Genomic DNA, 13,600 nt, shown 5'->3' on the forward strand with positions numbered 1-13,600 from the left:
GCAGTATCTGTCACTACAGCAACATGACACCAAGATTACAACTTTGTAATGTTCGCGTCATGTTAAAGACAGGTCTATTTTCTATACTCAATACATATTCTGCTATGAAGGAGTAAGGAAATGGGGTTTAAAAAGTCATCACAACAGGTTAGCACACCACGAAGACGATTTGTTCAAGGCTTAATTGCAGGAGGTGTACTTGCTGCTTTTCCGAGTGTATTACATGCTGCATCATCTTTAGTAGCAGGAACAATAACAGGCACTGTGCCCGAACTTAGCGGCAAAGTAATTGATCTGGTTATAGATGAATCGCCGGTTAACTTTACTGGCGTAGTACGTATGGCGACAACTATCAATGGATCTATACCCGCCCCGACCTTGCGCCTAAAAGAAGGCGATGACGTTACTATTAGAGTAACAAATAAGTTATCAGTACCGAGTTCAATTCATTGGCATGGCATTATTTTACCGTATCAAATGGATGGCGTACCAGGTGTCAGCTTTAAAGGCATTATGCCGGGCGAAACCTTTGTTTATAAATTTAAACTGCAACAAAGCGGTACATATTGGTATCACTCACATAGTGGCTTTCAAGAAATGACAGGCATGTACGGTGCATTAATTATTGAACCGCGAGAAAACGATATTATTAGTGCAGATAACGAGCATGTTATTCAATTATCTGATTGGACTGATGATGACCCAATGGCGCTGTTCCGTAAATTAAAAGTACAGAGTGATGTATTTAACTTCAATCAACCCACTGTCCCAGAGTTTTTCGATGACGTTTCAAGCAGCAGTATTTCAAATGCTCTACAGCGCCGAAAAATGTGGAATCAGATGCGAATGAATCCTACAGATTTAGCTGATTTATCTGCATCAGCAATGACTTTTTTAATGAACGGTAGTACTCCAATGGCAAACTGGCGTGGATTATTTAAAGCCGGTGAAAAGCTTAGGTTAAGGTTTATTAATGGTTCTAGTAATAGCTTTTTTGACGTGCGTATCCCCGAGCTAAAGCTCACGGTTGTACAAGCAGATGGGCAAAACGTTGAACCAGTGACAGTTGATGAATTTAGATTCGGCCCTGGTGAAACCTACGACGTAATTGTTGAGCCTAAAAATGATGCCTATACTATTTTTGCTCAAAGTATGGATCGCTCTGGTTACGCAAAAGGAACTTTATCAAGCTCGCCTAATATTGATGCGCCAGTACCTGCACTTGACCCTGTTGAATGGTTAACGATGACCGATATGATGGGCAATATGACCCACGGCGGTGAGCATTCTGCAATGGCTGGTATGGCTGGCATGTCAGGTATGAACTCTAAAGAAATGGATCATAGCGCTATGGGGCACGGTGCAATGGCGATGGATCATAGCAAACATGGTATGTCTGAAAACCCATTGGCGGTTGCCAGCTCTAAAGTGCGTCATGCAAAAACGGAGTATGGAGCTTCAGTTGATATGCGCGTTGATATGCCTAGAACAAATCTTGATGATCCTGGTATTGGTTTACGTAAAAATGGTCGCCGTGTTTTAACACTTGCAGATTTACACTCACTTGAAGGGATCACTAACCAGCAAGAGCCAGAAGCTGAAATTGAACTGCATTTAACCGGCAACATGGAGCGTTATAGCTGGTCATTTGATGGCTTAGAATTTGGTAACAGCACGCCAGTGCATATGAAGCATAACCAACGTTTAAGAGTTATTTTACAAAACGATACCATGATGACGCACCCTATGCATTTGCATGGTATGTGGAGTGATTTAGAAAACGAGCAAGGTGATGTTCAAGTGCGACGTCATACGATTCCTGTTCAACCCGCACAAAGAATCAGCTTTTTAACCACCCCTCACGATGTAGGTCGCTGGGCTTGGCATTGCCATTTATTATTCCATATGGATGCCGGTATGTTTAGAGAGGTAGTCGTATCATGAAACAATTAAAACTATCTAAATCATTAGGTTTATTAATGTTAACTGGGGCTTCATTAATTAGTTTCCCTTTATTAGCGCAAAGTGAAATGGCACAAATGAATAGCGCTAAGATGCAACCACAAGGAGGAAGTGCACCTAAAGATGCAAGAGACCCTCATGCTTACTCTGCGGGAACAACTTTAACAGAAGGCCCATATGCGCTTGAGGGCAATGAGCGATTAACACTCGCTGATGAGCATCCATTTTACGCATTACTAGGCGATCGTCTTGAATATAACGAGCAAGCAAACGCAGGTGTGTTTGACTTACAAGCATGGTACGGCACTACCTTTGATCGATTGGTAATTAAAACCGAGGGTGATTTCAGCGAAGGAAGTATTGAAGAAAACCAAACCGATATTTTATGGGGGCACGCCGTATCAGCATATTGGGATACTCAAGCAGGTGTTCGTCTTGATTACAATAAAGAAGGTGAAAATCGGCAATGGTTGGCTTTTGGCTTACAAGGTTTAGCCCCTTATTGGTTTGAACTTGATATGACAGCGTACGTAGGTGAGCGAGGCAATACCGCATTTACGTTAGAGGCAGAGTACGAACTACTACTCACGCAAAAGCTAATTATACAACCGCGAGCCGAAATTACACTTTATGGCAAAAACGATAAACAAAACGAACTTGGAAGTGGCCTATCAAGCAGCGCGATTGGCGTTAGGGTTCGTTATGAATTTACACGCCAGTTTGCGCCCTATATTGGCGTTGAATGGAGCAATAAATTTGGCAATACCGCCGACTATGCCACATCAAGTGGACAAAGTAGCAACAACACCGCATTTGTTGCGGGTATTAAATTTTGGTTTTAATCATTTTAAATAAGAGGTAATTATGAAGTTTTTTAATTCTGCAGTAGCCATTTTAGGTTTAGTGCTTACATTTTCCGCATCAGCGCATATATCACTCAAGCAATCAACACCTGCGCAAGAAGCCATGTTAATGAAAAGCCCAGAGCAACTTTCGTTAACTTTTGGTGGTGAAGTAAGGCTAGCAAAAGTCATCATCAAAGATGAAAAAAATAAATCAATAAACTTTGATTTCAAACCCAGCTCCACCCCAAGCACAGACTTTAGTTGGTCATTACCGAGCCTAGCCCAAGGCACTTACACGGTTAAATGGACAGCACTCGGTGGTGATGGACATAAAATGACCGACACGTTTAGATTTATGGTACACAAAAGTGAATCGCATAAGATGATGCAAGAACAATCTAATACCCACAGCAAACATAATCATTAAGTAGCAACATAATGCAATTAAGTGAATGGTCAGTACTCTTACTATTATTAAAACTAGCAAGCTATATCGCAATTGCAGGGCTTGCGGGCACTTTATTAATGCGCTTTATGTGTGGCAACAGTAATGTTGCAGGGCATCACTTAATTAGCTTTTATCAGTTCTTAAAACGTTGGCAAATTACGTGTGTAGTTACAGGTAGTATTGCTGCACTTTTACAAGTACCAATAGAAGCTGGAGCAATGGCTGAATCAGGCTTTATGGGAATGTTTGACCCCTTTATGCTTGAAATTGTTTGGCAATCAGTCATAGGTGACCAAGCAACGTTTAGAATACCAGCGCTTATTATTGCTCTAATTAGCGCATGTATGTGGAATGTGGAATCAGATGATAACGTAGCAGGTTATAAAAACGGTGCCGTTATACTAATCATGCTTGGGTTTATCGCTTATAGCTTCACTTTTACTGGGCACAGTGCAAATGAAAATGGGTTAGTGAAAAGTATTTTAACCTTTCACCTTATTGCCATTGCGAGCTGGTTAGGGTCATTGTGGCCGCTTTACAAAAGCTGCACTTTACTACCTACCAGTGAAGTAAAGCGGTTAATGCATTACTTTGGTCAACTCGCTATTGTTATTGTATTTGTACTGCTTATTTCGGGCTTAACTCTGCTCCTGCAGTACCTAGAGTCATTTTCTGCATTGTTTACATCAAATTATGGGCAACTAATTTTATTAAAGCTGTTACTCGTCAGCGCGATGCTGTTACTAGGTGCATGGCATAAGCTTTTTTTAGTCCCGCAAATCACTCAACAACACCATATAAGTATATTAAAACGTTCGATTACTGTTGAAATAGTAATTGCCCTGTTTGTGCTTATTACAACAAGTGTATTTACCACACTTGTTGGTCCGCCTGTTTAACGATTAATAAAAAAGGAAAACGTATGTTAATTAAATCCTCTAACTTAAAAATTTTATTGCTACTAATTTTTAGCGCTGTTAGTTCTTTTGCTGTTAGTGCACATAGCGATGAAGAACATTCAAAAAAAGGCTGGGCTTTTGTCAATGTTGATAGCGAAGCTGCAAAGACAGTCAGCCTATTTCATGCATCTCTAAAACAAGGCAATCGCGAAGCTGCACGTAAATTACTAGCCGACGATGTCATCATTTTTGAAGGCGGAAGTGTTGAGCGTTCTGCAGATGAATACGCGAACCATCATATGATAGCGGATATGAAATTCTTAAGTGCAGTTAATAGTGAACTACTAGAGCATAAAGTTTACACAAATGGAGACATAGCTTACTCAGTTTCAAGAAGTGAAACTCAAGGAAAGTACAAAGGAAAAGATATTAAGTCTATGGGAATGGAATCAATCACATTAAAAAACACCGATACAGGTTGGAAAATCACTCATATTCATTGGTCAAATTAAGGAGTTAACAATGCGAGTAATCTACATTACCTCAGCGTTATTTTTATCGTTAACTATGTCATTTTCTACAATAAGTATCGAAAAACAACATAAAGCATTAATAACTTATGATAATTCAGAAAAACCTAAAATTGAGCTTACCGTTTATAAAAGTAAAAATTGTGGATGTTGTAATAAGTGGATTGCTCATTTGAGCGAAAACAATATTCAAACAAAAGTAATTAACGTTAATGATATGGGGTCGATTAAATCTCAGTATCAAATAAAACCTAATATGCGTTCATGCCATACAGCCGTTTCAGCCGATGGATTTGTATTTGAAGGTCATGTTCCCGCTAAATATATAAAACAATTTTTATCTGGGCAACACGCACCGCACATTACAGGTTTAAGTGTACCAGGAATGCCTATTGGCACTCCAGGAATGGAAATGAAGGGTATATTTCACAAATATAATATTGAACTACTCACTAACAACTCAAATGAAGAAACCTACAGATACATAAGTAAATCTAACGAGCAATTTTAGCTTAACGGCATAATTTTTTGAGTTAATTATTAAATACTTATTTTACATACCAGAAAACACTAATTTGTGAGTTTAATAGTGTAAAAATTACTCACATGTAAAAATAAAATAGGTAACTTACAAGGAGCAATACAATGTCACACTATTCAAAATTTTGTTTAATGATAGCAACATCCACAATAACCATGTTTGTATTGATGTATTTGAACACCTACCAACTTAGTCATGTTTATTTTAGTGAAACTCGTACTTATATGGCGCTTTATATGGGAGCCGCGATGGCAGTGATAATGCTGCTTTTCATGCTCAATATGTATAAAGATAAAAAGAAAAATATAGCAGTACTCATTGCTAGTGTTGCCGTATTTGCGGGAAGTTTATTTTTAGTTCGCTCACAAGCGACTGTTGCTGATAGCTCATGGATGTCGGCGATGATCCCACATCACTCAATTGCCATACTCACCAGTGACAGATCAAAAATCAAAGATAAACGCGTTCAAAAGCTAGCTACAAATATAATTGAAGCCCAAGAGCGAGAAATAAAAGAAATGCAATGGCTCCTAAAAGATATAGAGCAAAACGGCATTGCACAAACCAATGCTCAAGCACAATTAAGAGCGGTTCCAAATTTCAATTCAAATAAATAAATAAACCACATAACATAAGGAGTAAAGCATGAGTAAATCAGCCCAACTTTTTAGAATGGCAACAGATGAGCATATTTGTCCGTTTGGTTTAAAATCAAAAGACCTACTAGAGCGAGAGAGATATACAGTTGATGATCAGCTTTTAACTTCTCGAGAGCAAACAGATGAATTTAAAAAACAACACAGTGTAGAAACTACACCTCAAACATTAATTGATAATAAACGTATTGGTGGCTACGACGATTTACGCGATTACTTTAATAAGCCACAAGCTGCTCAACAAGGCACAACTTACACCCCCGTAATTGCGATTTTTTCAGTTAGTTTTTTGCTTAGTGTGGCATTTAGTTTTGCATCGGATAATAGCTTATTATCAATGCAAACCGCTGAACTGTTTGTAGCCCTAACAATGGCAGTGTTAGCAATACAAAAGCTTCAAGACTTATTTAGCTTTACTAATTCATTTATAACCTATGATTTAGTCGCTATGAAAGTAGTTAGGTACGCTTATGTTTACCCATTTTTAGAAGCATTTGTTGGCATTGGAATGATAGCCGGATTACCAGCCTATGTTATTGCCCCTATTTCATTATTTATAGGTGGGGTTGGGGCTGTTTCAGTGATAAAAGCAGTCTATATAGATAAACGAGAGCTAAAATGTGCGTGTGTAGGCGGTGACAGTAACGTACCACTAGGGTTTATCTCCCTAACAGAAAACTTATTTATGATAGCTGCCGGTATTTGGATGTTTGTTAGGTAAACAACAGCTTTAATTTAAAAATATAATAACGAGCTTTTTTATAGCATATACCAGACTCAGTAACTGAGTCTGGTATATGCCTGAACTTAAACCCCATCAATTTGCTCTGACACCTTTAAGGCATCATCTAGTTTCAACCAGACTGTGTCACAATTTCTAATCTTATTTATATTCCAAGATTATTTTGGGCTGTAAATCATTAATTATTTTATTGACCACTACATAGTTTGTGCGCGCCTATTACAAATACCTTCAGCTCTGAGAGCAAAGTTTATGGGCGTGGCATTAAAAAACAATATTAAAGCAAATACGAATAAGCTATTGGTTAAATAAATCAACGAAGTATCGAAGAGCTTTACTCTACGCATAAATGGTATGTTGAACCTATTTCGTTATTTGATTTTGAAAGTTATATTTCAGGTTCTTCAAAATTTCTCTTATTAATTGATGATGAAAAAACAAGCTTAAATCGTCTGTTCAATCACTAAAAGTAATGAGCAATATACATATAAATATTTTTGAGGAAACATCAAAAATATTGACTCACAATTGAGTCATCCCGCTTAACGTTGGTAAAATCCAACATATAGCCAATCATTACTTACCTTATTATCTAAGTGCTATATGTTCTTAAAATAGAGATTTAAATGTTAGAATTAAGACCTAACTGTGAATGTTGCAATAAGGATTTACCCCCAAACTCAATAGAAGCGGATATCTGTTCTTTTGAATGCACTTTTTGTACAAATTGTGTGGAACAATTTTAAATAATCAATGTCCTAATTGTGGTGGGAATTTTGTTACCCGACCAATAAGACCAATTTCAGCATTAAAAGACCACCCTGCATCAACTAAACGTATTTTAAAAGACCGTAGCTGTACGCCACATACATAATAAACACATAATATAGACACCAAAGAAGTGAGCTATGTTTATGCTTCTCAATCAGTTATATAGTCCGTTAAAGCCCCTTGTGAGGCTACACGTTTTACTTAAAAGCTATATTACTGAGCTCAAAATTTTACTTAAGGAATTTTTATGAATGAACTAATGGCATCTTTACATTTGGCAGTTAATAAGCTGATAAAATCAGTGCCTAAAATAAGAACAAATGGCGATAATTATAAAGCGGATAAAAATGAAAAGGACAACTTAGGGCGAACCCATTATTCGGTTTATCTTAACTATACAAATAACACAGATGATAAAAACTTCGATAAGTACATGAACTATACTGACTACATGCAAAAGGCAGAGTGGAGAGTGATTGCAGTCACTTTTTTTAATTTACGAAATATTAAAAGCTCGAAAAAAGACTTTTTAGAACTTAATGATGATGAAAGAAAAATAAATGATGAAGCGTTACGTGATGGTCTGTCTCTCATTATATCTAAGGCAGTTCCGTTAATAAGGGACTTATATCCACTGTACATCGACGATATAGATTTAGAAGTTGAACATCTAAACAATTTACAAATGAGAATGGAAAATCAAAAAGATTTTCTTACTCCTAGTTTTTTGAACAGATATTATGGTCATTACGGTAGCCCGACAACGTTGCAACAACATTTCATAAACTACTTAGAAAGAAATGACGATGAATATATAAAAAACAATTTTGATTTTATAGAAAATAATATTGAAAACCTGAAGGTAAATATAGCAATAGTGCAAGAGATCGTAGATATTTTTCACTATATGGAAAGCGTAAAAGGGTAATATACTTTTACCTGTACTTTACGGTTTATAACTAAGCTATGTGTGCAGAGCATTTTAAAATAATATGACTCCCCATTGATATAGCCCTCCCCTTGGCGTTAATGAGTCATCTCGCTATTAAAACACTAATATATAAAACAATGTAGTAATTAGGATCGCATTCACCCTAATTACTACAAAGAAACCAAATCAAACAAAAAACGACGTCACTTAATCCACTTTTAAAACCAACGCAAATCGACCATCTTTATGGGTAAAACCCCAAACAGAGTTGTTGTTATGATTATAACCCCATAAATAAGTCCCACAACTGCTGCTTACATCACTAGGCGTACTACCAAAACCCGATTGGAACATAACACTAAAGTCATCCGAGTAAGATGTGGCAGTAAAACAGTTTTCATCTAAAAACGTATCCCAAACACCCGTTTCTTCGTTGTATCGACCAATGGTTAAAGTAGATAAATCAACTCCTTCTGGAGCAGTCATAGCAATCGCCATTGCGTCAGCGTCATCTTCAGCTGTGATTACGCCATCTCGAATAACATTTGTTGGATTATCAGTTTCCACTGCATCTTTATCATAAAATAACTCTGAAGGAGAACGTGTTTGCACAAATCCGTTGGTGTTTTTATATGAGCCATCTTGGTTTAAGTTACCATTAATGTGCAAAATATCAGATACAGTCGTAGCATCATCGTCAGTAAACCAGCTCAATGACAACAATTCGTTCATTGCTTGTTCTTTACGAGGAATACTATAAGCATCAGCAAACGTTGTATATTCCCCTTTACCTGTCCCTAAATCATCTTGATAGTTTGCATCAACCCCTACCTGCTTTTTATCTTGGGTATCGGTTGTTAACACTTCAACACTGTTATACGTTAAATTAAAACCATCTAAAATAGCCGCTTCAGTACCAATATAACCTGCTTCATCAGGTGTTTTTGTTGTTGTCCAATAAGATTCATAAGGAGAAACAACACGCTGTAGCGCATCACTCGTATAGCTTGCGCTATCCCCGACACTCCATTCAATAGGGATAATTTCTTCAATGGTTTTACCTGTTGAATCAACATCATATTGCACCCATGCATTTTGAGATTCGTCCCAATATGTTCCCATGTTCATATCAGCTTCTGAGAAATTTACAGGTGCATAATAGTTTTTAAACGTAATTTGACGACCATTAACTTCAACAATCACAAATGAAATTTTGTTTGATTTTTCATACTTAGTTAAATCTTTAGTGTACTGACTATTTGTTCCTTCGTAGTCACCAACTTGAGCAAAATTATCCTGCGCTAAACCCGTTTCATATTTATCATGAATACCATAACGATTGTTATACGCTTTCCAAGATGCATTACCCGCAACAATCTGTGTAAAGCCAACGGATGGATTCGAATTGTCTGGATGAATTAAGCTACGAGAGTATTGATGATCGTGCCCAGCAATATAGTTAACTTTATATTCACTCAATAAATTAAGGACGTTATCCATTAAGCCAGGAGAAGACTCATCTTGCAGCTGTAAATAACCTAATTGACCAGTATCAAGCCCTAATATACCTGGCTCAGTTTCATCCTCATCTCCACTAGTGCCATCACTTTTTAATGAACTAATATAGTCAAAATATTCATCATAATTATAAACAGACGGACGCTTTTTGGTTGATAAAGCTTCATGACCAAACATTACAATATGATCAACCGTAGTCCCTTTTGTTTCTAAAACATTTTTTAACCAATCATAAATAAGAAGCCAAGTACCTTCATAGTTAACAGACACTAAATCACTGGCATAAAAGTCTATAGCAATAAATAACGTATTGTTTTGAACGGTATAGTACATAAGATCTTCAATACCTTCGTAGCCCACTATCTCGCCACTTTCTAACCCTTTGCTTAACAGTGTTCCTGGGTATTGTTGATACAAATTGTACCCTTGATCGTATTGCTGTGAATCGGCATCGGTATATGCATCAATACCATTATCCATATTATTAACAGAGCGATTATCTGTCGTATCTACTGAAGTAGTAAACCAACTTAGCCAATCATAACCGTCTACAATTTCGTGATTCCCACGCACAGGTAAAACAGTCATTCCGGCTTCGCTTAACGGTGTGCCTACTTTGTTCATCCATTCGACGTATTCGTTTTCTGTACGTACATCAGTCATATCGCCAACAGCAAGTACAACTGAAACCCCCTCTTCTTTTATTTTAGAAACAATAGGGTCAACTAATAAAGCAGGAAGGTGTTTAAAATCATAAGGCGTATCAGCGCGTTCGCTACTTGCGACTTCAACAGGCACGTCGCCGGTAGCAAGAGGCTCTCCATTTTCATCAACAAAAATAGCGTTATACGGGTCAGACACGTCAATCTTCCAACCTTCGCCATCAAAAATGTCATCATTATTAACGTCATATCCAATATCGACAGATAACGTTATACCATCGTAGGTGTGTGTAATTGTTTGTTTATAATCATCATCATCTCGGCCTTGCGTATCGGGTATAACAGCAAAACGCCAAACATTATCGCTATTGTTTTCTGCTAGTTTATTAGCACCTTGCGTCAGAGTAGTACTTACCGTAGTTTCATTTTCAACTTGCTCAGTACTTTCTGTTGTATTTGAGTTATCAGAACCACACGCAAAAAGAGCATTTGAAATAACAACTATTAGAGCGGTTTTGGTTAAAGCCTTCATTAGGGTATTTACCTATTATTTAATTATAATTTTATGGCAACTTAGCTTCACAGCTGCCAAATAGAAATAAAGTAAATAAGGTACAGGGGAAATATTACAATTTTATGGAAATATAAATTAACAACAAAATTAACCCAACTGCCACATTAATTATTAATGGTATAAAAAGTGAAAACCAACCAGTAAATGATTGAGATAAAGACAACAAATCAATAGGTTGCACTGTCTTCAATGGTAGAGAGAATATTTAGACTTTAGAGTTTATAAAAATGACGTAAAAAGCAAAGATCGTTTTGGCGTGCCTTTTCTCTCATTTTTTATAGGGTCGAACACGTGTGACACTCATTCGAAATTAGGCAAAGTACGGGCATTAATAAAACTTGTATCAACATGCAAAATATAAGGACTGACATCATTTAGTTTTAAAATTCTATCATTTGAGGGAAATGATATTCTTATAGATTGGGAGTGCTCAAAACCAATAACTATCACCAATGTTCGACAACCTTTTCAAATTTAAAACGTACTAATCAAGTTGAATATATGTCATATTTAATTAACCACCATTTAATAATGGTACTTTTTAGCTAATTAAGGATTGATAAGTGGCTATTTTACGAATTTTTTTCACTGTTGTTTTTGCAATATCTATCTCAGGATGCATCGGTGCAGGAGTTGTGTATTCTCATGATAAAGAGGAAAGTGTTTCTTTAACTAAATCAGAAGTTAAAAAGCAATTTGGTGAACCTATCAAAATAAAGTCTGGACAAAAAAAAGAAGTTTGGTACTACAAAGCTACAGACGAAAGCATTAATGGGTTTTTTATTGGGCTTGGTATACCCCTACCGCTCTTTATTAATGTAGATGAAAAAGTTATCGTTGAATTTGAAGGCGAAACGGCAACAAAATTAATATATAAGAATTCACAGCAAAAAACGGTTGGTGCATTTTGCAAGTATGTTCCAGCTTTGCATCATGGTTCAGATACTTGGTCTTGCCATTTGGGTAAAAAGTCAGGTGTAATCTGAAAGTAGAAAAATGCAGGAAACTGGAGGGCACCGCTTGCCTTTTGCCACTCTACTTTTGAATGACCGCTTCTGGCTATGAGTTCTGCTCAGAGTATGAGAAATTATGATATATGAAATCAAGATTTAACCCTCGCGACTTCTCGCGACTTTTGATTTTTCTATGTGTACGACCATTTGCTCTATTTTTCCATCTAGGCGTACCATATTTACCACTTTGCTTTGAAATAACTTAATAGCTGCGACCGTTTTAGAGTTTTCAGGGCGTGAGCCTAAACGCTTGTCTACAACTATTTTTTGGTAGGTAATATAAGAGAAAGAAGTGAATTTAAAGCGACTTGTACTTCTTTTACATCTTCTGGTTTATTTGCGCCGCCAATCCCTACAGATTGGCTTAATTTCATTGCTGGCATCGAAATGTCCTTTTTTTGAGTGTTATGTTGTTTAAGTACAACGTGTTAGTAGTAAATTAACACCCACTATTTAAAGTAGGTGTCTTTGTTATTTCACAGTGCTTCAATTAGGTTGTTTTTATCAAATAAGCTCCTTAATCAACAAAGAAGTAAAACACTTCCCCCCTTGGAATTTATCAAGTAACTGTAAAATATCATCAAATCAAGTTTGCTGACTCCTTGATATTTTTTGAGGACTATTTAATACTCAAAATTAACGTCAAATTTCCCGTTATTATTCAATATAAAATCACACTGCTTATAGAGACCTTTCTCCTCATTACTCACTACTTTTGCTAATTCATAAAAATACTCAGGTAGCATGATCTCATCCACATCACTTTCTCTCGAACCATCAGTACGAAAAAATACAATTTTAAGATTTATTGAATCTGCAAATAATTTAGCTTCAACTTCAATTGAAACCCATGGTTCATTAATAATTTCATTTAATTCGTTCGCAATTGCTTGGTAATACTCTACCGGATCATTAAACTGCAAAATCAACCCCCTTCCTTATTGAAAAATATTCGTTTCTGCCATTCGCCATTATCTAAACGATATTTAACTACATATTTATCAGGCCTAACTGTGCTATTTCCTGCATTAAATACTGTTTTGAAATCTGCATATACAGACCCTCCCTGTTGAAGATGGCCTTTCAGCTCTCTTTCAAACGCAGCATACTCCTTGTTGTTTAAAAATTTATTTCCAGGAGAAAGGTTTAAAGCCCCTCCTTGAAAGCCAAACTGGTCAGCTCCGGCATGAAAGGCAATATCATCCGTATTACCTTGATGACCAATTTTACGGTCATCATAAAAACGATTACCTCCTGCATTAAGACGTAATTTACCTGAAGAACTTACCCCTCGACCTAAGTCATCGGTCTTGTAAGTCATCCCATCATCAAAAAGCTAAACTAGACAGCCACTCTAATTAAAAAATAAAACTGTGGCCTAGATTCTAATTGGAAGTGCAAATTTAGGATGGATGATGAGATGGACGCTCCCCAAAACGGCGTCAATGCGCCAAACTGGTATTAACTCACACTCAGTTAAAAGGGAACGTCCGTCATGAAAATTAGCA

At 36.7% G+C, this 13,600-nt stretch carries 14 protein-coding genes and 1 pseudogene; 11 read left to right on the plus strand and 4 right to left on the minus strand.

Features of this window, described 5'->3' with window-relative positions; all coding sequences use genetic code 11:
- Positions 1-120 precede the first annotated feature (120 nt).
- The 10 genes and pseudogenes from GQR56_RS08340 to GQR56_RS08385 all read left to right on the plus strand — a co-directional run bounded on the left by GQR56_RS08340 (position 121) and on the right by GQR56_RS08385 (position 8,322).
- Positions 121-1,944 carry a copper resistance system multicopper oxidase gene (locus tag GQR56_RS08340; protein ID WP_166110296.1) on the plus strand — a complete coding sequence of 608 codons (1,824 nt, stop codon included), beginning with the start codon at positions 121-123 and terminating at the stop codon, positions 1,942-1,944.
- Positions 1,941-2,804 carry a copper resistance protein B gene (locus tag GQR56_RS08345; RefSeq protein ID WP_024610724.1) on the plus strand — a complete coding sequence of 288 codons (864 nt, stop codon included), beginning with the start codon at positions 1,941-1,943 and terminating at the stop codon, positions 2,802-2,804. The genes GQR56_RS08340 and GQR56_RS08345 overlap by 4 nt, the downstream gene beginning before the upstream one ends.
- A gap of 22 nt (positions 2,805-2,826) precedes the next feature.
- Entirely contained in the window at positions 2,827-3,234 is a 408-nt protein-coding gene (locus tag GQR56_RS08350; protein ID WP_010554094.1) for a copper resistance CopC family protein, read from the plus strand.
- A gap of 11 nt (positions 3,235-3,245) precedes the next feature.
- Positions 3,246-4,154: a CopD family protein gene (locus GQR56_RS08355; protein WP_166110299.1), complete on the plus strand. Its 909-nt coding sequence runs from the start codon at positions 3,246-3,248 to the stop codon at positions 4,152-4,154.
- 23 nt (positions 4,155-4,177) lie between these two features.
- A complete protein-coding gene (locus tag GQR56_RS08360) occupies positions 4,178-4,666 on the plus strand; it encodes a nuclear transport factor 2 family protein (protein WP_166110302.1) in 489 nt (162 codons plus the stop codon).
- A gap of 10 nt (positions 4,667-4,676) precedes the next feature.
- Entirely contained in the window at positions 4,677-5,195 is a 519-nt protein-coding gene (locus tag GQR56_RS08365) for a DUF411 domain-containing protein (RefSeq protein ID WP_166110305.1), read from the plus strand.
- A gap of 134 nt (positions 5,196-5,329) precedes the next feature.
- A complete protein-coding gene (locus tag GQR56_RS08370) occupies positions 5,330-5,842 on the plus strand; it encodes a DUF305 domain-containing protein (RefSeq protein ID WP_166110308.1) in 513 nt (170 codons plus the stop codon).
- Positions 5,843-5,870: 28 nt separating this feature from the next.
- Positions 5,871-6,602, plus strand: a complete 732-nt coding sequence (locus tag GQR56_RS08375) for a glutaredoxin (RefSeq protein WP_166110311.1) — start codon at positions 5,871-5,873, stop codon at positions 6,600-6,602.
- Positions 6,603-7,249: 647 nt separating this feature from the next.
- A pseudogene (locus GQR56_RS21695) lies at positions 7,250-7,497 on the plus strand (DUF1272 domain-containing protein).
- Between the two features lie 144 nt (positions 7,498-7,641).
- On the plus strand, positions 7,642-8,322 hold the full coding sequence (locus GQR56_RS08385; RefSeq protein WP_166110314.1) for a hypothetical protein: 681 nt from the start codon (positions 7,642-7,644) through the stop codon (positions 8,320-8,322).
- Between the two features lie 210 nt (positions 8,323-8,532).
- Here the strand turns inward: GQR56_RS08385 and GQR56_RS08390 are convergent, their stop codons facing one another.
- The gene (locus GQR56_RS08390; RefSeq protein ID WP_166110317.1) at positions 8,533-11,037 is read right to left on the minus strand and encodes a metallophosphoesterase family protein; all 2,505 of its coding nucleotides are present in this window, start codon (positions 11,035-11,037) and stop codon (positions 8,533-8,535) included.
- Positions 11,038-11,642: 605 nt separating this feature from the next.
- Between GQR56_RS08390 and GQR56_RS08395 the strand changes: the two genes are divergently transcribed.
- Positions 11,643-12,065 carry a hypothetical protein gene (locus GQR56_RS08395; RefSeq protein ID WP_166110320.1) on the plus strand — a complete coding sequence of 141 codons (423 nt, stop codon included), beginning with the start codon at positions 11,643-11,645 and terminating at the stop codon, positions 12,063-12,065.
- 287 nt (positions 12,066-12,352) lie between these two features.
- Here the strand turns inward: GQR56_RS08395 and GQR56_RS21640 are convergent, their stop codons facing one another.
- The 3 genes from GQR56_RS21640 to GQR56_RS08410 all read right to left on the minus strand — a co-directional run bounded on the left by GQR56_RS21640 (position 12,353) and on the right by GQR56_RS08410 (position 13,413).
- Positions 12,353-12,475, minus strand: a complete 123-nt coding sequence (locus GQR56_RS21640) for a hypothetical protein (RefSeq protein WP_277344302.1) — start codon at positions 12,473-12,475, stop codon at positions 12,353-12,355.
- 240 nt (positions 12,476-12,715) lie between these two features.
- Positions 12,716-13,015: a hypothetical protein gene (locus tag GQR56_RS08405; protein WP_166110323.1), complete on the minus strand. Its 300-nt coding sequence runs from the start codon at positions 13,013-13,015 to the stop codon at positions 12,716-12,718.
- Positions 13,016-13,017: 2 nt separating this feature from the next.
- On the minus strand, positions 13,018-13,413 hold the full coding sequence (locus tag GQR56_RS08410) for a DNA/RNA non-specific endonuclease (RefSeq protein WP_240920922.1): 396 nt from the start codon (positions 13,411-13,413) through the stop codon (positions 13,018-13,020).
- Positions 13,414-13,600: the final 187 nt, after the last annotated feature.

Origin of the sequence: Pseudoalteromonas sp. Z9A5, assembly GCF_011378875.1 — a bacterium.
In the GTDB taxonomy this organism is placed as follows: Bacteria; Pseudomonadota; Gammaproteobacteria; order Enterobacterales; family Alteromonadaceae; genus Pseudoalteromonas.